This is a genomic window from Rhodococcus sp. DN22 (assembly GCF_036669995.1).
Lineage (GTDB): Bacteria > Actinomycetota > Actinomycetes > Mycobacteriales > Mycobacteriaceae > Rhodococcus_F > Rhodococcus_F erythropolis.
Map to the genome: position 1 here is coordinate 5,408,811 of NZ_CP133326.1, position 23,673 is coordinate 5,432,483.

The window sequence follows — 23,673 nt, forward strand, 5'->3', positions numbered from 1 at the left end:
ACTCATGACCGAGTAATCATGATTCACGACGGACGGAGCACGCATGCCCGGACAGTTGGAAGGCAAAACCGCACTGATCACCGGGGCCGCCCGAGGTCAGGGCAGGAGCCACGCCGTGCGATTGGCGCAGGAGGGCGCGAACATCATTGCGCTCGACATCTGCCGTCAGATCGAATCGGTGGCCTACCCGATGGGAACCGCCGACGATTTGCGGCAGACAACAGCAGCGGTCGAGAACCTGGGACGAAGTATCGTCGCGCGAGAAGTGGATGTTCGCGATCTGTCCGCACTGCGAACTGCGGTATCCGAAGGAATTGCGGAGCTGGGCAGCGTCGACATCGTCCTGGCCAACGCCGGTATCGGCATGATGTCCCCGGATATCGACGATGCTCGCGCCTTCCGCGACCAGATGGAGGTCAATCTATTCGGCGTCTGGAATACCGTCCAGGCCGCAGCGCCCGCGATGATCGAACAAGGTACAGGTGGCGCAATAGTACTTACCGGATCAACTCTGGGACTTGTCGGTCGTGGAGGTGACGGCACCGGCGGATCCGACGGCTACTGCGCGAGTAAACACGCCATCGTGGGGCTTGGGCGCACGTGGTCGCACTGGCTTGCTCCCCACAATATTCGTGTCAACTCCGTGCACCCGACTGGCGCGAATACACCGATGGTCGTCAACGACGCGGTCGCGAAGCTGTTTGCGGACTCCCCGACATCGAGCGGAGCCGACGTGGGCAACCTCTTGAACGTCGAGTTGATCGAAGCTGCCGACGTCAGCAACGCGATAGCCTGGCTGGTTTCGGATCAGGCTCGATACGTCACAGGTATCGCGTTGCCGGTCGACGCCGGGTTCACGGCCAAATAGACGCCGGATACACCGGCTGCGTCGCCGTCGATCAGTCGACGGTCGGCGCCCACTGCACGCCGTTGATGTGCCCACCACCGTCGACGAAGAGGGTGTTGCCGGTGACGTAACGGCTGTCGTCACTTGCCAGGAAGGCCGCAACGGGGCCGATGTCGTCGAGGGGATCGCCGATCCGCCCCATCGGGTTCTGTGCGGCCATCACTGCCACGTTCTCCGGATTGGCTTCGGCGACACGCTTGTACGCCGCACTCTGCGCACCGGGACAGATGACGTTGCAGTTCACCTGCTTGGGAGCCCACTCGCGGGCGGCAGTGCGAGTCAGGGTTCGCAATGCTTCCTTCGCCGCGTTGTACTGCACCGAGTACATGTGAGCATTCACGCCGTTGAGGCTGCACATGTTGATCACGCGGCCCGTGCCGTGACGCTCCAGTTCCGGCAGGGCAGCCTGCATCGCCCAGAATGCCGCCATCACTGCCATGTCGAAACCGCCGCGCAATTGCTCGTCGGTCATCTTCTCGAGCCGAGCGAAACCGAAAGTCCGCCAAGCATTGTTGACCAGGATGTCGAGGCGTCCGAACCGCTCGACGGACTTGTCGACCATGGCAACAACCTGAGCTTTGTCAGTGACGTCGGTCCGGACGAATTCCGCCTCCGCGCCCCATTCGTCCCGCAACCACTGGGTGGTTTCGAGGCCCGCTGCCTCGTCGATCTCGGCAACCAACACCGACGCGCCTTCACGCGCGAACGCGCCCGCCACTCCGCGCCCGATGCCCATACCGGCACCGGTGACCACTGCTACACGTCCGTCGAGCTTGCCCACTGGGCCCTCCTTCGTCAGAACCCCTGTGCGCCTTTTTGGTAGTTCCCACTACCAAAAAGGCGCACGGGGGCGAAGCCCCTACCTGGGGCGCGGCACGGTCTTGTCGATGAACAGTCCCTCTACCGACACACACAATTCGCCGTCCGCAGTTTTGATCTCACCGACGGTGTGAATCTTGCGGCCGTCCTTGGACAGGAATTTGCCGCTGATCGTGAGTGGCTCGAACAGCGGAGTCGGGCGATGGTACCGAGTGCTCAATTGTGCTGTCATGCCGGAAGTTCCACCCCAGGCGTTCGCGACGCCGAGAACGTGATCGAGCAGCAGCGCCGAAACACCGCCGTGCACATGGCCGGGAGGGCCCTGGTACGGCAGCGTCAACGTGACCACTCCCTGCACCGACCCGTCAGCGAGCCCTTCCAGTACGAGCGGCGGCGCGATGGCGTTCTCGGGGCCGGTCACGGGGTCGTGACGAGTCACGCCCTCACCGTTCCACATGTCGATCAACCGCTCGGCCACCTCGGGTGAGTGCTGTTCGAGATGCTCGGCAATGCTGTTGAGCTCCTCCGCAACCCGGTCCAAATTGGCGTTTCCGCGGTCGGTGCGCAGCATCGCGTCGACAACGCGACGCGCTGCTGCCGTGGCCCGGTCGACCGGGGCGTCCTGCGGCGGCGACGTCAGAATCGTGCCGCCCGGATGTGTCGCTGCTGTGGGGTGCGAACCGAGGTCCATCAGTTGATCTCCATTGTTGCGTGCGTGAGAACCGGGGAGTTCTCGCGTTCGGGGCACGTCGCCGCCAACGTCAGTGTGTTGCCGTCCTGCCATACCGAGGTGGTGATGGATTCGCCGGGGAAAAGCGAACCGGCAAACCGCACCGAGTAGTTCTTCACCCGCGTCGGATCTCCGTCGAGAATCCCGTCTACCACGGCCTTGCAGACGATGCCGTACGACGCGAGGCCGTGCAGAATCGGTGCATCGAAGCCCGCCATCTTCGCGAAGGAGGGATCAGCGTGCAGCGGGTTCATGTCTCCACTGAGTCGGTACACCAGCGCCTGTGAGGGACTCGTGCTCGACGTCAGTACCTTGTCGGGCGCTCGATCAGGCACCCCGGCAACAACTTCGGGTCCGGCGTTGCCGCCGAATCCACCTTCGCCGCGCGCCCAGATCTGCATTCCGGTGGTCCATAACGGATTCCCGTCCAGGTCCTCGGCCGCCGTCTCGAGAACGATCACAGCTGCCTTACCCTTGTCCCAGACATCGGCGACCCGAGAGGAAATACGGGCAGCACCCGTCGACGGGATGGGCGCGTGAAGTGCCAGCGACTGCCCACCGTGCAGGATCTTTCGCAGATCGATGTCGATTCCCGGCATACTCATCGACGGTGCGGGCAGTACACCCGCCGAAACTCCCTGGCCTGCAACCATTGCAAACGTCGGGAGTACCTTCAGCCCCTTTTCGTACACCCAGGTCAGTTCGGCGGGATCGAGAGCATTCGCCCCTGCCCCGAGTCCCAATTGGTAGAGCATGACGTCGCGATCGGTCCACGACGCCTCGCGCACAGTCGGTTCGGCGGCCAACGCCACCTCGAGATCGATAGCCATCAGTTCTCCAAAGTTCCGGCTCGGTAGACCGTCACGACGCACGCGCCGCCCAGTCCGAGGTTGTGTTGCAAGCCAATACGAGCGCCTTCGACCTGCCGCGCATCCGCGGTCCCGCGGAGCTGCCACGTGAGTTCGGCGCACTGCGCCAAGCCCGTCGCGCCCAGCGGGTGTCCCTTCGAGATCAAACCACCCGACGGGTTGACGACCCACTGGCCGCCGTACGTGGTCGCGCCGGATTCGACGAGCTTTCCGCCTTCTCCGACCGCGCACATCCCCAGGCCCTCGTAGGTGATGATCTCGTTGATCGCGAAGCAGTCGTGCAGTTCGATGACGTCGACGTCATCGATGGTGATCCCGGCCTGCGCAAAGACCTGCTCTGCCGCAGCTGCCGTCATCGGCGCGCCGACCACGTCGATCATCGACTTCTCGGCGAACGCTGCCTCGGTGTCAGTGGTCAACGCCTGTGCGACGATTTCGATCGCCCGGTCTTCGAGGCCGTGCTCACGCACGAACTTCTCGCTCACGACGATCGCGGCTCCGGCGCCGTCCGAGGTCGGCGAGCACTGCGAACGTGTCAGCGGCTCGTGAATCATCTTGTCGCCGAGTACCTGTTCGAGGGTGTACTCGTCACGGAACTGTGCGTACGGATTGTTCACCGAATGCTTGTGATTCTTGACCGCCACCGCTGCGATCTGCTCGACCGTGGTGCCGTACTTCTTCATGTGCTCGACGGCAGCGTTACCGAACAGCTGAGCTGTCATCGGCGATCGGGCGAACCCGTAATCCTCGACCATGATCTTCAGCTGAGAGTCCAAGGTCGTGACCTTGGGCATCTCACCGTTACCGGTCAACGCCGTTTTGGTCATCTTCTCGAAGCCGACGGCCAAGGCGCACTCGGCTTGTCCGGCCTGGACCCACTCGCGCGCCATCATCAGCGCCGTCGAGCCGGTCGCGCAGTTGTTGTTGACGTTGAAGATCGGAATGCCGGTCAGACCGGTCTCGTAGAGAGCTCGCTGTCCTGCTGTCGACGCGTTGAACACGTAACCGACCGCAGCACGCTGAATCTGGCCGTAGCCGATCCCGGCATCGGTCAGGGCATTCGAGACGGCTTCGGTCACCATGTCCGGGTATTCCCAGTCGCGGGTCTCGATCTTCTCGAACTTGGTCATGCCGACGCCGATGACGAAGGTGCGATTGCTCATGTGCAGGTCACTTTCCCGGTTCAGGGTCGCGAGGCAGACCCAGGATTCGCTCACCGATGATGTTGAGCTGAACATTGGTTGTACCACCCGCGATGGACATGCACTGCGAGTTCAAGAACATCTGGGTTGCAGACATCCGATGCTGTTCGCCCAGAAGTGAACTCGGTCCGGCCCACTCCATTGCCACGTCCCAGACCTGCTGGATGTGCTCGACACCGATCAGCTTCGCCACCGAGGATTCGGCACCCGGCTGCGCGCCGGTGAGCGAGCGCAGCGTGGTGCGCAGACCGAGCAGACCACCGGATTGCGCGTCGCACAGCACCTTTCCGAGCACGGTCAGCTGCTCGTCGTCGATGCCACCGGGCAGTCCGTCGACCAGGCTCAGAAGAGCCTCGCCACCCGATCCGAGCGACGAGTCGTTGGACAGCGAGACACGCTCGTTGGCCAGCGTGGTGCGAGCGAGCTTCCAGCCGTCGCCTGGCTCGCCGACCAGGCACTCGTCGGGAACGAAGACGTCGTCGAAGAAGACTTCGTTGAACAGTGCTTCACCGGTGATCTCGCGAAGCGGGCGAATGTCGAGGCCGCTGTTCTTGATGTCGATCAGGAAGTAGGACAGACCCTTGTGCTTGGGGGCGTCGGCGTCGGTGCGCGCGAGGCAGATTCCCCAGTGCGCGTCGCGTGCCATCGACGTCCACACCTTCTGGCCCTGCAACTTCCAGCCACCGTCGACCTTGGTGGCCTTTGTACTCAGCGCGGCGAGGTCGGAACCTGCGCCGGGCTCGGAGAAGAGCTGACACCAGACGATGTCGCCGCGCAGTGACGGCGGGACGAACTTGGCGAGCTGCTCTTCGTTGCCGTGCGCGATGAGCGTCGGGATGACCCAGTTGCCGATGATCATGTCGTGCGGCTTGATCTTCGCAGCGCGCAGTTCTTCGGCGATGACCAGCTGGCTGACGGCATCGGCGGATTTGCCCCACGGAGCCGTGAAGTGCGGTGCGGTGTAGCCCTTTTCCGCGAGATACGTTTTCTGGGCGGCGCCTTCGAGTTCGAGTGCAGGAGCGAGCTCGGCTCGGACGTCGGCTCGGATCGCCTCGGCCTCGGGCGGCAGCTCGACGCTGAGCACGCGACGGGTTCCGGCAATGGTCAGCTCGGCAACGCGACGACGCCAGGATGCCGTGGAACCCAGCAGAATTCGCAGGGACTGCGCGCGGCGCAGGTACAGGTGCGCGTCGTGCTCCCACGTGTAGCCGATTCCGCCGAGCACCTGGATGCAGTCACGCGTGACGGAGAAGCCAGCCTCGAGGGCCGTGGCTCCGGCGACGGCTGCTGCGAGAGAAGCCTCCTCGGCACCGACGCCGTTGGCGGGAGTCAGCGCACGCGCAGCGTCCCAAGCGCAGACGCGTGCCTGTTCGGCAAGCGCGAGCATACGTGCAGCCTTGTGCTTGACACCCTGGAACTGGCCGATCGGGCGACCGAACTGCTGACGCACCTTCGCGTAGTCGGCCGACGTCGTGACTGCCCAGTCGGCCAAGCCTGATGCCTCGGCCGCGAACAGTGTTGCGGCAATGTCGAGTACACGCTGGGTATCGATGGTGAGGATCTCGGAATCGGTGAGCACCAAACCGTCGACGGTGACCTCGGAGTTACGACGCACGACGTCGTAGCTGGCCAAGTCCGTGACCTCGAGGCGGTCACGTCCGAGCAGAACGAATCCGCTGTCCGTCGCGAGGAGGAACAGGTCAGCGACATGGCCGCCGAGAATAAGGCTGGACGTTCCGCTGAGGGTGGTGTTGTCGCCGTCGCGGGTGATCTTCAGCGACCCCGGCTGTAGTGCAACAGCTCCGAGCGTGCTGCCATCCACGAGCGTCGGCAGTCTGTCCGTTTCTCCGGCATCGCTGAGAACAGCGCTGACCACTACCGTCGGCAGGAATGGTCCGGGAACCATCGAGCGTCCAAGTTCCTCGACGACGATGGCGAGTTCGACCAATCCGTATCCTGCGCCGCCGAATTCCTCGGCTACGTGTAGTCCGAGAAGCCCCTGCTCGGCAAGCCCGTTCCAGAGTTGGGGGCGAGTTTCGACCTTCGCCTCGACGGCTTCACGGACGACGGTGGGTGTTGCGTGACGCGCAGCCCAGCCCCGTACGGAGTCGCGGAGGTCACGATCTTCTTCACTCAATCCAATAGTCATGTCTACCTCGTCAATTCGACAGTGTCAGTACGGGTCAGATGCGTTCGATAATGGTGGCGGTCGAGAGAGCGCCACCGGCGCACATCGTGACCAGAGCCGTCGACTTGTTCGAGCGCTCGAGTTCGTGCAGCGCAGTGGTGATCAGACGAGCGCCCGTGGAACCGACGGGATGTCCGAGCGCGATCGCACCACCGTTGACGTTGACCTTGGACAGGTCTGCGCCGTGAACCTGCGCCCAGGAGAGCACGACCGAGGCAAAGGCTTCGTTGATTTCGACGAGATCGATGTCTTCCAAGGTCATTTTGGCCTTGTCGAGCACCATCTGGGTGGACTCGATCGGCCCGTCCAGGTGATAGAAGGGATCGGATCCGACCATGCCGGACGCGACGATCCGCGCGCGGGGCTTCAATCCCAGTTCCTGTGCGCGCTCTTCGCTCATCAGCAGTACCGCAGCCGCGCCATCACTGATCTGCGACGAGTTGCCGGCGGTGTGGATATGGCCTTCGATGACCGGCTTGAGCCCAGCCAGCGCTTCTGCCGTCGTCTCACGCAGTCCCCCGTCGCGAGTGACAGTGGCGATCTCACCGGTAGGCACGCCTTCCTTGTCCACCACGGGAGCCTTGACGGGCACGATCTCGCGGTCGAAGCGTCCTTCTGCCCAAGCCTGAGCTGCGCGGCGCTGCGATTCCAGACCGAACGCGTCGACGTCGGCGCGCGTGATCCCACGCTTCTCGGCAATTCGCTGCGCGGAGGTGAACTGGTCACCCATGTCGATGGTCCAGTCGTCCGGGTACGGGTTTCCCGTTCCGGGTGCGTTTGCCTGACCCAGGAACACACGGCTCATAGCCTCGACGCCGCAGCCGATACCGGCCGAGATCTGACCAGACGAAATCAGGCCTGAAATCAAATGCACTGCCTGCTGGGCGGATCCACAGGCGCAGTCGATAGTGGTTGCCGCGGTGCTGTACGGCAATCCGGCGTGCAGCCACGCCTGCCGCGTGACGTTGTTGGACTGCTCACCTGCCTGGGTGACACAGCCGCCGATGATCTGTCCGATGTCTTCCGGTGCGACGCCTGCCCGTTCGAGAACGCCGAGCTGCGCTGCTCCCAGAATCTCGGCGGGGTGCAGTCCCGCCAGGGCGCCGCGACGACGGCCGATAGGTGTCCGAGCGGCCTCGACGATGACTGCATGACCCATGATGTTCGCTCCTTCGTGGAGTTTTCGGTCGGTGAGCTGGCTCACCGTCTATTTTTCTGTAATTTATTCTATTAATGATGTCAGGGCAATGTCCGGATTGACATCAACTCTCAACTGATGCGGATTCAAAAATAGAATTTATTTCAATTTTGCGAACATGACGAACCCTCCCCAGAGAGGGGCGAAGTCACGTCAGTGCCGTGAGAGATTCACCAGAAGCAGGTCGCATCCCTTGCGGATGTCGTACTCCGCATCGGGGATGGAGATTCGACCGTTGAGGCACGATTGGATGACCCCGAACCACAGCTGCATCAGCAGACGCAACCCGGTGTTGTCTTCCTCGGTGGGGTTCTCGATCCCGGCCGCGTCGAGGATTATCTGCCGGAAGCCGCGATCGATCTTTCCCACGTCCGGCACCGTCGCGACGTTGGCGGTACTGGACGACTGCAGCATCGCAGTCGAGAGAGCCGGCCGACGCAGTAACCCGCGAGTCGCGCGAACCAATACCTCGTACACCGCATCCTGCGGATTGTCCGACTGAACCTGATGCCTGACAAAGCTGGCACCGATCTGGTCGATCTGCTCGACCATCACAGCGACGAAGAGGTGCGTCTTCGAGGGGAAATAGCGATAAAGAGTGCCGATGGCCACGCCCGCCCGCTTGGCGACCTCGTGCATCTGTACCCGTGAGAGTTCCTTCTCGGTCCCCAATTCGGCTGCCGCTTCCAGCATCCGCACATGGCGCGCCCGCTGCTCGTCCGAACTGGGCTCTGCAGCGTCCCTGACCTCGGCAATTCTCGGCAACGTCGCCCCCATCATCGATTCTGTGTCCCGGTCGCGAACGACCTCGCCAATTCTCTCATCTCGACCACCCATCTCGGCATATTGCCCGCTCAGTGGGACCTGGCATGGCCTTCTCTCCCCGTGCGGTATTCCGTGGACACCCCACCCTCTTGGAGTAAGGACGCAATGATGCAGGACTGGACCACCGAGTGCGACGTGTTGGTAGTCGGCTCCGGCGGCGGCGCGCTGACCGGCGCATACACCGCGGCAGCTCGAGGATTGACGACGATCGTCCTCGAGAAAACCGATCGCTTCGGCGGAACTTCCGCGTACTCGGGCGCATCCATCTGGCTGCCGGGAACCCAAGTACAGGAACGTGCGGGACTCCCCGACTCGACGGAGAACGCACGCACCTATCTGCGCGCATTGCTCGGCGACGCCGAGTCCGAGCGCCAGGATGCCTATGTCGAGACCGCTCCCGATGTCGTCGCACTACTCGAGCAGAACCCGCACATCGAATTCGAGTTCCGTGCGTTCCCCGACTACTACAAGGCCGAAGGCCGGATGGACACGGGACGCTCCATCAACCCTCTCGATCTCGATCCCGCCGACATCGGTGACCTCGCCGGCAAGGTGCGTCCGGAACTCGACCAAGACCGCACCGGTCAGGATCATGCTCCCGGCCCGATGATCGGTGGGCGCGCACTGATCGGCCGACTGCTGGCCGCAGTCCAGAGCACCGGTAACGCAGAACTTCGTACCGAATCCATCCTCACCTCCCTGATCGTGGAAGACGGTCGGGTTGTCGGCGCCGAGGTCGAATCCGGCGGCGAAACCCAGCGAATCAAGGCGAACCGCGGTGTGCTGATGGCAGCGGGCGGCATCGAAGGCAACGCCGAGATGCGTGAGCAGGCCGGCACCCCCGGCAAAGCGATCTGGAGTATGGGTCCCTTCGGCGCCAACACCGGTGACGCGATCTCCGCCGGAATTGCTGTCGGTGGCGCAACCGCTTTGCTCGATCAGGCGTGGTTCTGCCCCGGCGTCGAGCAGCCGGACGGCAGCGCCGCATTCATGGTCGGCGTTCGCGGCGGACTCGTCGTCGACAACGCGGGCGAGCGTTACCTCAACGAGTCTCTCCCGTACGACCAGTTCGGCCGGGCCATGGATGCGCACGACGACAACGGTTCTGCAGTGCCGTCGTTCATGATCTTCGACTCGCGCGAGGGTGGCGGACTGCCTGCCATCTGCATCCCGAACACGGCGCCCGCCAAGCACCTCGAGGCCGGAACCTGGTTCGCCGCCGACACTCTCGAAGAACTCGCCGCCAAGACCGGACTGCCGGCCGACGCATTGCGCAGCACTGTCGAAAAGTTCAACGACGCCGCAAAGCTGGGAGTCGACGAAGAGTTCCATCGCGGCGAAGACCCGTACGACGCATTCTTCTGCCCACCCAACGGCGGCGCGAATGCGGCACTGACGGCGATCGAGAACGGTCCGTTCTACGCGGCCCGCATCGTCCTCAGTGACCTCGGCACCAAGGGCGGATTGGTCACCGACGTCAACGGTCGAGTCCTGCGTGCCGACGGCAGCGCCATCGACGGCCTGTACGCCGCCGGCAACACGAGCGCGTCACTGAGCGGCCGCTTCTACCCCGGTCCTGGCGTTCCGCTCGGCACGGCCATGGTCTTCTCGTACCGAGCAGCCCAGGACATGGCGAAGTAACCAGCACAACGAGGACGTGGGGCAGGCAATGTCAGAATCACCTGCCCCACACTCTTTCGCACGGCGACGCGATTTTGTATCACTCCAGGTCGATACCGGGCAACCCGTCCACACTCTTCGCGTTCTTCTCGGCGCGATAGGCGATGAGCCGCTCCGGCCCCCTCTTCTCCGCTACGCGGTCGAGCACGTCACGATCGGATTGGTAGTCCATCAGCGGTACTGCGAATCCGCACGAATCCGAAATGCGCGTCAGATCGACCACGACGATCGACCGCAGCCCCGGGTGCTCAGGGAACCTACCGACAAGCTCGTTGAACGGTTCCGACCCTGCAAGCAGAACGTGTCCGTGACCGTGCAGTCGTACGATCTTCGGTGGTCCGTCAAACGCCATGAACATCAGTGTTATTCGGGAGTTCTCGCGCACGTGCGCGATGGTTTCCACACCGCTGCCGGTGAGGTCGAGGTACGCCACCCGGTTGGATGTCAGCACCACAAACGATCCGACTCCCCCTTTGGGTGAGCAATTGACCAACCCGTCAGCAGACAACGGTGCGGTGGCAACGACGAACAGCGGTTGAGCCTGCAACCACGTGGTGAGCTTTTCATCGATGCCTTCGTAGACGCGCCCCATGTCGAGAGTGTAGTTCGCGCCGACTGGACGTCACGGGGCAGACGCTGCGGCGGCTCGAATCTCCTCACACATCGCTGCGAAGACGCGGTCGTCGGCGGGATTCGCCGGCACCGCCAGTTCAATGCCGTCGCAGAGACTCGCGTATTTCGAACTCAGCACCTCGGGGAGTTCGGCGTAGGTGCATTGCGTGACCAGCCTGTCGAGAACATCGTCGGTGAGGACGTCAGGTAGTCGAGCCCAATCACCTGCCCGCGCCATCACTGTCAGTTCTTCCCCGACCTCGGATAATCCGAGGACCTCCAGCGCGACTCGGTACGCCGGAGTGGAGTAGAGAAAGGCAAGTTCACTGCGCACCGCTTCTCGTTGAGCAAGTATCGCGGCAGGATCTTTGCCGGTGATCATCTTCGGAACGGCAATCAGTCGCGGCTTCCTTCCTCCTGCCGTCAACGATGGAATGATCCTCTCCGCGAGCACCTTCGGATGGGAGCTGGTGGGGTGAGAAACAAAACCGTCGGCGACGGCTCCCGCCAGTGAGCACATGCGCGAGTTCACTCCCCCGGTCCAGATCTCCGGAGCCGGAACATCGAGCGGCCCGGGATTGAAGTAGGGCTGCAGCCGGTCGAAGGTGTAGTGCGTTCCGGCATGGTCGAGTTCACCGCCCTCCTGAAACACTCGGAAGATCTCGCGTACAGCGCTGACGTAATCACGCAGTTGCGCAACAGGATCCGTCCACGGCATCGAGTACCGCCCGACGATGTTCCCACGCACCTGCGTCGCAAGCCCCAGTTGAAATCGTCCACCCGAGAAACCCGCAAGATCCCAGGCAGCCAAAGCCGTCACCATGGGACTGCGCGCAAACGCGACAACCATCGACGTCCGGACAGCGAGAGTACTGCTGTGCTCGACGGCCAGGGCCGCCACCGCAAACGGATCACGAATGGTTTCGGAGATGTGCACCGTGTCGAAACCAAGGTTCTCGATGCGTCGGACGTGCTGAGCTACCTGCCGCAGCGGAGTGTCGGCAGGTAGCGAGGTCACCAATTCCATATCAGCTCAAAGGCTCCAGGCGAATCGACAGCAGCTTTCCTTCGGTAGCCACCTTGCGAGCGTGTTCATTGAAATCCGGGGCGGCACAAACGAACAGGGTACGACCGTCGGAACCGCCGAGTCCGCAAGCGAAGACACCGCTGTCGAAGGCAATTTCGTCGACTATCTCCCCGCTGGCGCCCACATGAAGAACACGGCTTCCGAGGGCATCGGCCACCCACATCGAATCGTCTCCGTCGATACAACACCCGTCCGCCGCAACGACGATCTGAGCGAGGGTGGTCTCCATCTCGGGTCCACCAGGCACCGGCCCGAACGACGCCCAGTCGCGGCGTTCACCCAGAGAGCCGTCGGCCTGGACGGCAAACGCACTGATTCGATTTCCCAGCGTTTCGTCCACGAGCAGATCTCCGGTCGACGTCAGAGCCATTCCGTTGGGGAAGTGGAGATCTCGCGCGACGACGTGCACCGATCCGTCGGGGTCGACGCGGAGGAGATCTGCCGTCTCGACGGGGGCCAGGTTCATCAGATCGAACCCGAAGTTGCCCACGTACGCTCGTCCCTGTGCGTCGACCAGCATGTCGTTGACGTTGGCACTGACGTACCCGGACAAGTCTGCGTGCACCACCAACTCGCCATCGGATTCTCGCCGCAGAATCTTCTGGTCCCGCATGGAGACGACCAGTAATCTGCCGTCCGGAAGCCACCCCAGCCCGGACGGCTGCCCTGGAACCTCCGCCTCGACGCGTATGTCTGTCCCGTCCTCGCAGGCCGAAATCACCTGGTAGGTGTAGAAGTCCGATACCCAGATCCGGTTCTCGTGCCAGCGCGGGCATTCGAAGTAGGTGTATCCCTCGAGAACTACCGCAACTTCTGGTGCCATCGGGCTCTCCTGCGTCGGTGAAGAATGGACTATCAGCCCCATTCAATCACCGGCACCGCTGTCGCGGTGTCCGATTCCCGACTAGTCGCCGGCGCGAACTTCGTCCAACACGTCGAAAGCGGATTCCCATCCGTCGTACACATTCCCGTCACCCTTGAATCCCGGAATTCCTACCAGGTGGAAGGTCATTTCGGTTTTGTCACCCCGTTCTGCGAGCGTGACCGTTATCCGAGGTGCGGCATCCACCGGATCACTCGGATTTCCCCAGGTGAAGACCAGCCTCTTCGGCTCGTCGACCTCGAGATAGGTTCCGCCGGTGGGGTACTCGGCTCCGTTCTCGTCGTTGATCATCAGGTAGCGGTACGTTCCGCCAACTCTGGGATCGATCGTGACATGCTCACGGGGACTGCTGACACCCTTCGGATGCCACCAGCGCGCCGCCTCGTCGGGGTCGGTCCACGCCTGCCAGACAAGGTCGCGCGGCGCGTCGAAGATCCGGGTGATGGTGAATTCTGCAGTGGCATCGGCATTCCGGTCACTCATTGTCCTTCTCCTTCTTCGGTCGACGTTGTTTCAGCTCACGTAGACGCTCGTCGAGGAGGTCGAAGCGTTCGTTCCAGCCTCGCCGGTGTTCGTCGACCCAGGCGCTGGCGTCGTCGAGACCCTCTGCGCGAAGGGTGCACGTGCGCCATTGCGCGGTGGTGGTTCGTTCGATGAGACCGGCTCGCTCGAGCACCTTCAGATGCTGAGAGATGGCGGGTCGACTCATTTCGAACGGCTCGGCCAACTCACCGACGGTCATCGAACCATCAGTGAGGCGAGAGAGCATTTCACGCCTCGTCGGGTCGGCCAATGCGCTGAACACTGCATCGAGTCGGCCACTTCGCTCGTCCATATAAGCAACTCCTTAATTAAGGAATAGCTTAAACATAGGACTCGACATCTTGCGCGTCAACCCTTTCAGCTCCAGGTATATCGAAGCCGCTCGACGGTTGTCGCCTCGTCCATCTGGGAGAAAGTCTCGCGCTCAACTCCCTTCACCGACACCATCGCTTCGATGATCGACTCCCCGAAGATTTCCTTCGCCACCGAGGAGGAGTTGAACTTCTGCACTATCTCGCGCAGATCGGTGGGGACTCGGGTCACCCCGCGCTCATCACGTTCCGCCTCCGTGAGAGTCGACGGGTTCACCCCAATTTCCGGCGGCAATGGCGAGGCATTGCCGATACCGATATGCGAAAGGCCAAGTATCGCAGCGGTCGCCAGATACGGGTTGGCCGATGGATCGACGATTTTCACTTCGGCGTTGGCGCCGTGTGGATTCGACGGTGACTCGGCGCAGAACCTCAGTGCCGCTTCCCGGTTCTCGAGCCCCCAACAGACGTAGGCCCCCGACCAATTGTCCGGTCGCAGCCTGACCCCGGAGAGCGGTGAGGACGCAAAGACGGCCGTGAATTCCGTGAGGTGAGAGAGGATTCCACCCAAAGCTGATGATCCTTTGTCGGTCATCCCGTACTCCTGCCCGCCACCGGAGAAGACGGGCCGCCCACCTGAGTTCAACGAAAAGTGCTGGTGTGCACCGTTCCCTGCACCTCCGACCGTAGGTATCGGTGAAAACGAGGCCGCCAATCCGTGAGCTCTGGCAGTGCGGCTGATCAAGATCCGGGCCAGTGTCACCAGGTCGGCAGCCTGAACAGGAGTTGCCGGAGCGATGGAGATCTCGAATTGATCCGGTCCGTACTCTGCATGCACTTGCTCGATATGAAGTTGTGCGCGTTCGGCATTGCGCAGAAGGTCCTTGAGGAAGTCCTCGCGGCGCAGGACTGCACCTAACCCGTACGCCGACCACGCACCGTCGCACGCATCACCGAAAAGAGTGAACTCGATCTCGTGACCCACCCGAGCTTCCAGTCCGTCGGCGGCAAGCCGCGCCACGACGGCAGTGAGTGCGGACCGAGTACACACGGCAGCCGTCGCACCGTCTTGCTCGTGCAACGTCGCCGGCGCCCACGACACGCCCCCGCCGAGATCACGGAGGTCGGAGCGGTCGATACGCAACCGGAGATCACCCACGACGGAAAAGGAATCGGTGAAGGCAATCCGATCGTCGCTACAGAAGACGTTCCAGCTCGGTGAGACTCCCGCACCGGCTTTCTCGAAGACACCGGTTCGGCCGGCCGGCATCACCTTCGCGCGCGCGACACCCGCCATGTCGACGATCGAGCCGATGGTCAGAGCCGGTACTTCCCTCATCCAAAGGCAAATACCCCACCCGGTGACGCGCCAACCCGTCAGATCAGGTTGTCCTCCACCGGCAGTCCGAACGCCGCCCGGCCGTAGAGCGCCAACGCGCGCTCGGGTTCGTTGGCAACGTGAACGCTGCCCGCATGAACGTCACGCCACGCACGCTCGATCGGGTTTCCGCGAGAGAGGGAGTTCCCGCCTGCCGTCTTGAAAAGCATGTCGATCGCTTCCACCGAGCGTTCCGTCGCACGAACCTGATCACGACGCGCACGCAGCCTCATCGAGAGTGGGAGCTCCTGACCGGCCACAGCAAGTTCGTACATCTCCCGGATATTGCGATCCATCTGCAGAATCGCAGCATCGATCTCCGACGACGCACGTGCGACGGCGACCTGAGCGAACTGATCCTCACTGAACCGTCCGCCACCCAAACTCAGACGGACGCGCTCACGCATCACGTCCAGGTACCCCTCGTAACAACCGGCGACGATGCCCACACACGGAGCGGCAACCGTCGAGGTGAAGATACTCCCGAACGGAAGCTTGTACAGCGGACCAGGATTGACTGCTTGGCCTGGGCCGCGAAGTTGTGCGGTCTCGTAGTTGCGCTTCAATCGGTGCTCGGGAACGAATGCCTTGACGACCACGATCTCGTTGCTCGCGGTGCCCCGCATCCCCACGACATCCCACACGTCACGGATTTCGTAATCGGTGCGCGGCACCAACACCGTCATGAAATCGACGGGACGACCATCCATGCCGACCACCATCGCTCCCAGCAACGCCCAACTCGCGTGGTCGCAACCGGAGGAGAAACCCCACTGGCCCGATAGCTCGTAGCCTCCGTCCACCGCCGTCAGTCGACCGACCGGCGCGTAGGCGGACGAGATGAGCGTCGTCTGATCCTCTCCCCACACGTCGGCCTGCGCTCGGTCGTCGAAAAGTGCAAGGTGCCACGGGTGCACCCCCACCACCGACGCGACCCAACCGGTCGAGCCGCAGGCAGCCGAGATGGCCCTGACCACTTCGTAGAACTGAACCGGGTCGCTCTCGGCACCTCCGTATCTTTTCGGCGCCAGCATGGAGAAGACGCCGGCTTCGGACAGCTCCCGGATGGTCCGTTCGGAGATCTTGCGCGAATCGTCGACCTTCTGAGCGCGGGCCGCGATCTTCGGGAGCAGATCACGGACTGAACTCAGAACCTTGTTGACCATGGGAGACACTCCTCGCACCGAACCGTGAGGGAGCGGATCGGCAGATAGACATAACGGCTGCCCCGTCACGATATGTCGGTCACGCGTTCCGGTGATCGGAAGTCCCGGAGGCCGGGATCAGCCGCCGGATCCTCGCGTTCGCCGATGGTCCCGGCCAGTGAGACGAGACCCCAGAGGCAATTCACGCTCCCCTAGCGTCGGGCGTCGACACTGCCCCTGGAAAGGACGGGACTCATCGTGACGATCACTCAGTCCGACAACGACGAGGTTCGCGAGATCCAAGCTGGAACCGCGCCTACACGCTTTGCGCGTGGATGGCACTGCATTGGACTCACGGAGTCCTTCAAGGACGGCCAGCCGCACTCCATCGAGGCGTTCGGCACCAAACTGGTCGTCTTCGCCGACAGTGAAGGCAACGTCAAGATCCTCGACGCGTACTGCCGTCACATGGGTGGCGACTTGAGCCAGGGCACCATCAAGGGCGACGCCATTGCCTGTCCATTCCACGATTGGCGCTGGGGCGGCAACGGCAAGTGCCAGAAGATTCCGTACGCACGCCGCGTCCCCCCGCTGGCCAAGACGCGCGCCTGGCAAACCCTCGACCAGGACGGCATGCTCTTCGTCTGGCACGACCCCGAGGGCAACCCGCCGACCGACGACGTGGCTATCCCCCGCATCGAAGGCGCGCTCAGCGACGAGTGGAGCGACTGGGTCTGGTACACCACGACCGTCGACACCAACTGCCGCGAAATCGTCGACAACATCGTCGACATGGCGCACTTCTTCTACGTGCACTACTCCTTCCCGACGTACTTCAAGAACGTCTTCGAAGGCCACGCCGCAACGCAGTACATGCGCGGCGTCGCTCGCTCGGACATGCGTCCCCACGCAGCCGGCACCCCGAAGATGGTCGGCAGCAACTCGGTTGCCACGTACTTCGGCCCCTCCTTCATGGTCGACGACCTGACCTACGAGTACGAGGACTACAACGTCGACTCTGTGCTCATCAACTGCCACTACCCGGTCAGCGCTGACAAGTTCGTGCTCCAGTACGGCATCATCGTCAAGAAGTCGGATCGCTTCCAGGGTGAAGCCGCCGACGCGATGGCCGCGAACTTCGGCACGTTCATCGCCAAGGGCTTCGAGCAGGACGTCGAGATCTGGAAAAACAAGACTCGCATCGAGAACCCGCTCCTGTGCGAAGAAGACGGCCCGGTCTACCAGCTCCGTCGCTGGTACGAACAGTTCTACGTCGATGTCGCGGACATCGCTCCCGAGATGACCGAGCGCTTCGAATTCGAACTCGACACCGCGCGACCCGTCGCAGCCTGGCAGAAGGAAGTCGAAGACAACCTCGCTGCAAAGAAGGCAGACGAAGATGCAGCCTCTTCAGTGCGCTGAGTGCAAGGCTCAGGTCCTGGTCCAGAAGAACAGTTGGGAACACACCACCGTTCAGTGGAGTGACCAGGCCCGCGCCCAGTGCCTCGAAATCGCCGACGACCGTGAATTCGGGCAGCGAGAGGGACGACCCGGTGCCCCTCGCAAGCAGTGCGGCGCCTTGATCGCGTCCATCGTGAACGCTGCAACAGCGGGCGAACTCGAGATCCTCAACGACGAGCCGGTGCCTCAGCCGATCGTCGACGACAGCGAACCCGTACCGACTCCGTTTCACTAGTCAAGCCAACATCTTTCGAAGAAGGTAGTAATGATCGATCCTCAGTACTACGGCCCGTGGGCAGTCATCGCCGGCGGTTCAGAAGGTGTCGGCGCAGGGTTCGCCGACGAGCTCAGCAAGATCGGCATCAACCTCGTTCTCATCGCCCGCAAGCCGGGCCCGCTCGAGGAGACCGCGGCCAAGGCACGCGCCAACGGCGTCGAAGTACGCACTCTCGCATTGGATCTGCTCGTTCCGGACGCGCTCGATCAGATCAAGGCAGTCACCGACGACGTCGAGGTTGGTCTCCTCATTTTCAACGCCGGCGCCAACAGCTACGGCCACGAGTTCGTCACCGGAGATCTGACGGGATTTGCCGGAGTCATCGAGCTGAACATCAACAAGCAGCTCGAACTCTCGCACCACTTCGGCGGATTGATGAAGGATCGCGGACGCGGCGGCATCATGCTGCTCGGTTCGCTGGCCGGATTCATGGGCTCCGAGCACCAGAGCATCTACGCGGCGTCCAAGGCATTCGGGCGCATCTTCGCCGAAAGCCTGTGGCTCGAACTCCAGCCGTACGGCGTTCACGTCGTCGAGTTCATTCTCGGTGTCACTCGCACACCCGCTATGATTCGCGCGGGACTGAACTTCGACATCCCGGGCATGAACGTCGCAGAGCCCGAAGATGTTGCACGTGAAGGTCTCGAACACCTTGCCGACGGCCCGATCTGGGTGGCTGCAGGAAACTACGAAGGCGCCAAGAAGCGCAGTGGCTTCCCCCGAGACAAGATGGTCAAGGGCGCTGCCGAAGCGATGCGCAAGCTGCTCAACCGCTGACATCTGCTGTGCGCCTTTATTAACCCCCCGACGTTAAGAAAGGCGCACAGCATGAGCATCGACATCACCACTCTTCTCGACGAACGCGAGATCACCCGCTCCATCTTCGAGTTCGCCCGAGCCATGGATGCGCGAGCGTGGGATGAACTCCACCGGATCATGACGCCGGACGCTACGGCAGAATTGGGCACCGGAACTCTGTGCGGACCCGCCGAGGTAGTGGCGTCCATCCGCTCGTTCCTCGACGAGTGCGGTCCCACCCAACATCTGATCGGTAACGTGCTGGTCGAGGTGGTCGGCGATCTCGCCACCAGCCGCTCCTATGTCAGCGACATGCATGTGGGCACCGGGAGCAAGGCTCACCTGAACTTCTTCACCCTCGGCGACTACCACGACTCATGGGCGCGGATCGACGGAAAGTGGCGAATGACGCACCGCACCAAGCATTCACACGCCAGTCAGGGATCCATCGAGGTTCTGGGCGCCGGCCCCAGCGGTTGGCGGAGCTGATTCAGCTCAACATCGACGAACGGCCGGTCGCGAGCGGACTCTTGCTGGTGAGTCCGCCGTCGACCACCAGGGTCTGCCCCGTCATGTAGCGAGATTCGTCCGAAGCCAGGTAGACCATGGCATGCGCGATGTCTTCGGGTTCGCCGAGGTAAGGCAGGGCGTTTGCCTGCTTCATGCCGTCGATGACATCAGCGGGGATGTTGTCCACGACGAGAGCGGGTGTCATGATCGCGCCCGGCGCTACGGCATTGCACCGAACACCGTTTGCTCCGTGCTGGACTGCGATGTACTGCGTCAGACGAATGACTGCCGCTTTGGCGGATCCGTAGGCAGACTGCAGGGAATCCCCGATCAATCCACCTACCGAGGCCGTGTTGACGATCGATCCTCCACCGGCACTGTTCATGTGCGGAATGGCAAGTCGTGAAGCGACGACAGTGCTGCGGACGTTGAGCGACATCACGCGATCCCACTCGTCCAAGTCCATCCGGAGCAGGTCGAGATCCTTGCGCGGGTTACTACCGCCCACGTGATTACACAGGACGTTGATGCCGCCGAATTCGGCGACCGCCTTTTCGATCATCGCTGCCAGAGAGTCCTCGTTCATGACATCGACGCCGAAACCCAGTGCATTGCCACCGGTCTCGCGAATCGCCACCGCCGCTTCCTCTGCACGCGCAGGATCGAGGTCGGCGACCAACACCTTGGCGCCCTCTGCCGCCATGAGTTGTGCTGCTGCACGCCCGATTCCACTGGCGGCGCCTGTGATCACTACACTCTTGCTTTCGAGCCTGTTCATATCTGTTCCTTTCGCGGAGAATCGCCGTACCCGGATCTCACGTGCCCGGAGTTGACAGCTCGGCGATTGCCCGATCACTACCAGTCAACGCAGGATCGACAGCCTCGTCCAACTTTCTTGAATGAACTCACAAGTACGTGACCACGGCCCGCGCACCTGCTACACCGCCGAAATCGAGTGGCGACGGAAGACCTCACTGTGCTGAAGTGGCACTATGCAGAATTCTGTTCGACCGCTGTCCATCGACGACCTCGACCGTGCCGCCGAGGTTCTCGGCGAGGCGTTTGCCGACTACCCCTGGACGAACTGGTGCGTCGCCGAAGACTCCCACGTGGAACGCGTCGCGACTCTGCAACGGATCTACCTCGAACACCTGGCACTACCGTTCGGGCGTTCCTACATAGACGATTCCGGCAACGGCGTCATCGCAGTCCTGCCGCCGGACGCTCCAGAGCCTGATGAAGCGACCGTCGAGAAGATCGTCGAACTGCACGGAGATCGGTTCGAGCGCGTTCTTCAGGCTGACGAACAACTGTCTGCGCTTCCCGTCCCCGACAACGCGTGGTCGTTGGCAACGATCGGTACGACGCCGCGCTCACGCGGAACCGGATTGGGTTCTGCGCTACTGAAACATGCTTTGGCGGAACTGGATCGAACCGAACAGAATTGCTGGCTCGATACGTCGACCGAACGAAATCTACCGCTGTACCAACGGTTCGGTTTCACGATCGTCGGCCAGACCTCGCTCCCCGACGGACCGGACGTATGGCGGATGCATCGACTTCAGGGCTGATTGTTCGACTTCAGCACTCGCCGAATCATTTTCGACAACGACGCGTATTGGGTGATCGTGTTGACGGCGATCCACCTCGAGACCGGCCACGTCCGGGCCCACGAGAAAACCCCGACCGACAGCAGTTGATCGTCGTCAAGGGTCTCGATGTAGTTGCGCAATATCGCAACAGCAGCTCCCAAGCGGTCACGAAGCTCCTGAGCCGGAATGTCGATGCTCGCGTCGACAACCGACTGGTTCAGTGCGGGTGTTTGCGTCCACTTGTAACCCGCCGCCGGCGTCTGCGGAGCCTCGTCTCGCAGCCCGGCACCTATCCACTCTGCGACGGCCTCTGCCCACCAGACACGCACAGCGAGTACGTCGTGCACCGTCCACGCGTCGACGGCAACGGCGTCGAACGCATCGGCCTCGGCGACGCCGTCGAGTAACGCTTCAAGTTTCGAATACGCCGAGTCCAGCTCGCTCACCAGTTCTTCGCGTGACCAGGTCTGCGCCACAATGCCTCCGAACGATCAGTGGAGAAGAAAGAAGCGGGACCATCTCGACTCGATGGCCCCGCCTCCAACTTTAACGTCCTCCCGGATTCAGTTCAGCTCACCCAAGAACCTTCCGAGGTTCTCGGCGATTTCCTTCGACCTGGTGTGGTGCAGGTAGTGGTCTCCGTCCAGCAAGATCACCTCTCCGTGGTCGACGGAGGCTGCCTGCCCCTCGTGCAGCTCTGTCCAGCCCTGAACTTCTGAATTGTTCACGGCGAACAACAGAATCGGAAGATCGGCTGGGAACGTCTTGCCGATTGCTTCAGCGAAGTTACTGGAAAGATGATCCATCTCGTTGAGATAGGTATCGCTGAAGTTGTTCTTCGCAGTCAACTGTCGCATCTCGTCCTTCGCGGCGGGATCGAGGTACTCGTCCGAGGCTTCACCACCGACGACCTTGGACAGCAATTCCGCCAAGCCCAATTGCCTTCCAACTCGGAGTGCGTCGATCGGGAATTTGGTATCCATGTTCGGCTGCCCTGGAACACTGCTGTCGATACCCACGAATGCGGTGACCTCGTCACGGTACTTCGCGGTGTAGTCCAGCGCATAGAGACCAGTGATCGAGTGCCCCATGAGGATGTATTCGTCAATTCCCAGCGACTGTACTGCCGTATGAATCTCTTCGACGATGTTCGCAGTCGTGCGGTCCTTGTCCGTTCCGTCACTGTAGCCGTAACCGAAGGGCTCGATCGTGACGACGCGGTAGTCGGGTGCGAGCTCGTTGACAAGCGGTGTGAAGTCGAGAATCGGTGCGGACGTTCCGAACCCGGGTAACAGCACTATGGTCTGATCGCCGTTGCCGCGGATCGAGTAGCTCATGTTCTTTCCGTCGACGGACACGAACTGGTTGCCCGTCTCCCCGGCCGGAACGCTCGCTTTGCTGGAGCCGACATTGAATACGAGCGCTATCGATACCAGCACAACCAGAACTACGGACACCGAAGCAACCAGCTTCAGTGCAAAGGTACGAATCTTCTTCATTCTCATCCTCATCTTCTCGGGCGTCGATACGGCTAGGAAAGGCTCGACATCGAGGCCGCACTGGTCTCGTCGAGCACACGCAACACGTTGTTGCCCATCAGCTTTGCCAAGTCCTCCGCGGACCAACCGCGTTCCGCCAGACGGTCTATCAACACCGCGAAACCGGATACGTCCTGCATACCGTCCGGAAAGTCGTCGAACCCATCGTAGTCACTGCCCAAACCGATGTGGTCGATGCCCGCGACGTCTCGGGCATGCTCGACGTGGTCGGCGAGATGGTCCACTGTCATCGCCGGTCGTGGGCCGACTCGCCCGCCTTTGAACCATTCGTTGTACTCGGCAGAAAGGAACATGGGTACAAAGGCGATCATGATGACCCCGCCGTTGTCCGCGAGCAGTCGCATGACGTCGTCGGGAACATTACGGGGGTGACCGCATAGCTGAGAGCACGACGAATGGCTGAAAATCACCGGCGCCGACGACGTCTCGATGGCATCTCTCATCGTTTCCACCGAGACGTGCGACAGGTCGACGAGTACGCCGAGCCGATTCATTTCGCGCACGATCTCGCGACCGAAGTCGGTCAGCCCGCCGTGTACTCGAGTGTCCGTCGCGGAGTCCGCCCACCCGGTGTTGTCGTTGTGCGTCAGCGTCATGTACCGAAGACCAAGGCGCGCCATCATTCTCAGGACACCGAGCGAGCTGCCGATGCTGTGACCGCCCTCCGCGCCCAACAAGGACGCGACCTTGCCCTCGCTCCAGATGCGACGCACGTCGTCACCTGTACGCGCGAATTCGAAAGTATCCGGATATCGCTCGATCATCCGGTACACGTAGTCGATCTGTTCGAGTGTGTACTGAACCGCCTCTGGCTCCGTCCGGTCACACGGGGTGTAGACCGACCAGAACTGCGCACCGACGCCGCCGCGACCGAGTTTGTCGATGTCGGTTTGGAAGATGGAATCCTTCTCGAGATTCTCCACCGAGTATGCGGCAGTTTCGCGAGCCGTCCAGGCCAGATCGTTGTGACCGTCGATGACCGGCGCAAGGCCGTAAGCATCGAGTGCCGCGGGGTGATTCACGTCCGGAAAAGGAGCGAGAGGTTTCATCATGAGTTTTCCTCGAAAAGTAGTGCGGGCAGGTCGAGGGCCCTCATCGC

The 23,673-nt window shown here is 62.1% G+C and carries 25 protein-coding genes; 7 read left to right on the top strand and 18 right to left on the bottom strand.

Features of this window, described 5'->3' with window-relative positions; all coding sequences use genetic code 11:
- Positions 1–43 precede the first annotated feature (43 nt).
- A complete protein-coding gene (locus RA302_RS24790; protein WP_003940537.1) occupies positions 44–868 on the top strand; it encodes a mycofactocin-coupled SDR family oxidoreductase in 825 nt (274 codons plus the stop codon).
- 31 nt (positions 869–899) lie between these two features.
- On the opposite strand, the gene RA302_RS24795 is transcribed toward RA302_RS24790, so the two are convergent.
- The 7 genes from RA302_RS24795 to RA302_RS24825 form a co-directional block, all read right to left on the bottom strand.
- A complete protein-coding gene (locus RA302_RS24795) occupies positions 900–1,688 on the bottom strand; it encodes a glucose 1-dehydrogenase (RefSeq protein ID WP_007732675.1) in 789 nt (262 codons plus the stop codon).
- 78 nt (positions 1,689–1,766) lie between these two features.
- Positions 1,767–2,417, bottom strand: a complete 651-nt coding sequence (locus tag RA302_RS24800; RefSeq protein ID WP_003940283.1) for a PaaI family thioesterase — start codon at positions 2,415–2,417, stop codon at positions 1,767–1,769.
- Complete coding sequence (locus RA302_RS24805) at positions 2,417–3,286, bottom strand: MaoC/PaaZ C-terminal domain-containing protein (RefSeq protein WP_030536989.1); 870 nt, start codon at positions 3,284–3,286, stop codon at positions 2,417–2,419. The genes RA302_RS24800 and RA302_RS24805 overlap by 1 nt, the downstream gene beginning before the upstream one ends.
- A complete protein-coding gene (locus RA302_RS24810; RefSeq protein WP_003940027.1) occupies positions 3,286–4,488 on the bottom strand; it encodes a lipid-transfer protein in 1,203 nt (400 codons plus the stop codon). The genes RA302_RS24805 and RA302_RS24810 overlap by 1 nt, the downstream gene beginning before the upstream one ends.
- Positions 4,489–4,495: 7 nt before the next feature.
- The gene (locus RA302_RS24815; protein WP_007732680.1) at positions 4,496–6,676 is read right to left on the bottom strand and encodes an acyl-CoA dehydrogenase; all 2,181 of its coding nucleotides are present in this window, start codon (positions 6,674–6,676) and stop codon (positions 4,496–4,498) included.
- Between the two features lie 34 nt (positions 6,677–6,710).
- Positions 6,711–7,874 (bottom strand): steroid 3-ketoacyl-CoA thiolase, encoded by a 1,164-nt coding sequence (locus tag RA302_RS24820; protein WP_030536988.1) that lies wholly within the window; start codon positions 7,872–7,874, stop codon positions 6,711–6,713.
- 192 nt (positions 7,875–8,066) lie between these two features.
- Positions 8,067–8,693, bottom strand: coding sequence for a TetR family transcriptional regulator (locus RA302_RS24825; protein WP_030536987.1), 627 nt, complete (start codon positions 8,691–8,693; stop codon positions 8,067–8,069).
- A gap of 153 nt (positions 8,694–8,846) precedes the next feature.
- On the opposite strand from RA302_RS24825, the gene RA302_RS24830 reads away from it, so the two are divergent.
- Positions 8,847–10,379, top strand: coding sequence for an FAD-dependent oxidoreductase (locus RA302_RS24830; protein WP_030536986.1), 1,533 nt, complete (start codon positions 8,847–8,849; stop codon positions 10,377–10,379).
- A 79-nt stretch (positions 10,380–10,458) separates the two neighbouring features.
- Here the strand turns inward: RA302_RS24830 and RA302_RS24835 are convergent, their stop codons facing one another.
- From RA302_RS24835 to hsaA, 7 genes are all read right to left on the bottom strand, one after another.
- A complete protein-coding gene (locus RA302_RS24835) occupies positions 10,459–11,010 on the bottom strand; it encodes a pyridoxamine 5'-phosphate oxidase family protein (RefSeq protein WP_030536985.1) in 552 nt (183 codons plus the stop codon).
- Positions 11,011–11,040: 30 nt separating this feature from the next.
- A complete protein-coding gene (locus tag RA302_RS24840) occupies positions 11,041–12,057 on the bottom strand; it encodes a TIGR03617 family F420-dependent LLM class oxidoreductase (protein WP_030536984.1) in 1,017 nt (338 codons plus the stop codon).
- A 1-nt stretch (position 12,058) separates the two neighbouring features.
- Positions 12,059–12,940: an SMP-30/gluconolactonase/LRE family protein gene (locus tag RA302_RS24845; protein ID WP_030536983.1), complete on the bottom strand. Its 882-nt coding sequence runs from the start codon at positions 12,938–12,940 to the stop codon at positions 12,059–12,061.
- An 81-nt stretch (positions 12,941–13,021) separates the two neighbouring features.
- Positions 13,022–13,483 (bottom strand): SRPBCC domain-containing protein, encoded by a 462-nt coding sequence (locus tag RA302_RS24850; protein WP_030536982.1) that lies wholly within the window; start codon positions 13,481–13,483, stop codon positions 13,022–13,024.
- Complete coding sequence (locus RA302_RS24855; RefSeq protein WP_030536981.1) at positions 13,476–13,835, bottom strand: metalloregulator ArsR/SmtB family transcription factor; 360 nt, start codon at positions 13,833–13,835, stop codon at positions 13,476–13,478. Before RA302_RS24855 ends, RA302_RS24850 begins: the two co-directional genes overlap by 8 nt.
- A gap of 65 nt (positions 13,836–13,900) precedes the next feature.
- On the bottom strand, positions 13,901–15,193 hold the full coding sequence (locus RA302_RS24860) for a glutamine synthetase family protein (protein ID WP_030536980.1): 1,293 nt from the start codon (positions 15,191–15,193) through the stop codon (positions 13,901–13,903).
- A 38-nt stretch (positions 15,194–15,231) separates the two neighbouring features.
- Complete coding sequence (hsaA, locus tag RA302_RS24865; RefSeq protein WP_030536979.1) at positions 15,232–16,398, bottom strand: 3-hydroxy-9,10-secoandrosta-1,3,5(10)-triene-9,17-dione monooxygenase oxygenase subunit; 1,167 nt, start codon at positions 16,396–16,398, stop codon at positions 15,232–15,234.
- Between the two features lie 237 nt (positions 16,399–16,635).
- On the opposite strand from hsaA, the gene RA302_RS24870 reads away from it, so the two are divergent.
- The 4 genes from RA302_RS24870 to RA302_RS24885 are packed head-to-tail and all read left to right on the top strand — an operon-like array spanning position 16,636 to position 19,402.
- Positions 16,636–17,799: a Rieske 2Fe-2S domain-containing protein gene (locus tag RA302_RS24870; protein ID WP_003940257.1), complete on the top strand. Its 1,164-nt coding sequence runs from the start codon at positions 16,636–16,638 to the stop codon at positions 17,797–17,799.
- The gene (locus RA302_RS24875) at positions 17,777–18,073 is read left to right on the top strand and encodes a hypothetical protein (protein ID WP_003940353.1); all 297 of its coding nucleotides are present in this window, start codon (positions 17,777–17,779) and stop codon (positions 18,071–18,073) included. Before RA302_RS24870 ends, RA302_RS24875 begins: the two co-directional genes overlap by 23 nt.
- A gap of 30 nt (positions 18,074–18,103) precedes the next feature.
- Positions 18,104–18,892 carry an SDR family NAD(P)-dependent oxidoreductase gene (locus RA302_RS24880; protein ID WP_020909164.1) on the top strand — a complete coding sequence of 263 codons (789 nt, stop codon included), beginning with the start codon at positions 18,104–18,106 and terminating at the stop codon, positions 18,890–18,892.
- Positions 18,893–18,943: 51 nt separating this feature from the next.
- A complete protein-coding gene (locus tag RA302_RS24885; protein WP_030536978.1) occupies positions 18,944–19,402 on the top strand; it encodes a nuclear transport factor 2 family protein in 459 nt (152 codons plus the stop codon).
- A 1-nt stretch (position 19,403) separates the two neighbouring features.
- On the opposite strand, the gene RA302_RS24890 is transcribed toward RA302_RS24885, so the two are convergent.
- Positions 19,404–20,201 carry an SDR family NAD(P)-dependent oxidoreductase gene (locus tag RA302_RS24890; RefSeq protein WP_030536977.1) on the bottom strand — a complete coding sequence of 266 codons (798 nt, stop codon included), beginning with the start codon at positions 20,199–20,201 and terminating at the stop codon, positions 19,404–19,406.
- A gap of 214 nt (positions 20,202–20,415) precedes the next feature.
- Here RA302_RS24890 and RA302_RS24895 point away from each other — a divergent pair, with 214 nt between their 5' ends.
- Entirely contained in the window at positions 20,416–20,994 is a 579-nt protein-coding gene (locus RA302_RS24895; protein ID WP_030536976.1) for a GNAT family N-acetyltransferase, read from the top strand.
- Here RA302_RS24895 and RA302_RS24900 read toward each other — a convergent pair.
- The 3 genes from RA302_RS24900 to RA302_RS24910 all read right to left on the bottom strand — a co-directional run bounded on the left by RA302_RS24900 (position 20,985) and on the right by RA302_RS24910 (position 23,626).
- Positions 20,985–21,491 (bottom strand): ClbS/DfsB family four-helix bundle protein, encoded by a 507-nt coding sequence (locus tag RA302_RS24900; RefSeq protein WP_030536975.1) that lies wholly within the window; start codon positions 21,489–21,491, stop codon positions 20,985–20,987. The genes RA302_RS24895 and RA302_RS24900 overlap by 10 nt on opposite strands.
- Positions 21,492–21,578: 87 nt before the next feature.
- Positions 21,579–22,514, bottom strand: coding sequence for an alpha/beta hydrolase (locus RA302_RS24905; protein WP_030536974.1), 936 nt, complete (start codon positions 22,512–22,514; stop codon positions 21,579–21,581).
- A 32-nt stretch (positions 22,515–22,546) separates the two neighbouring features.
- A complete protein-coding gene (locus RA302_RS24910; RefSeq protein WP_007732718.1) occupies positions 22,547–23,626 on the bottom strand; it encodes a dipeptidase in 1,080 nt (359 codons plus the stop codon).
- Between the last annotated feature and the right edge of the window lie 47 nt (positions 23,627–23,673).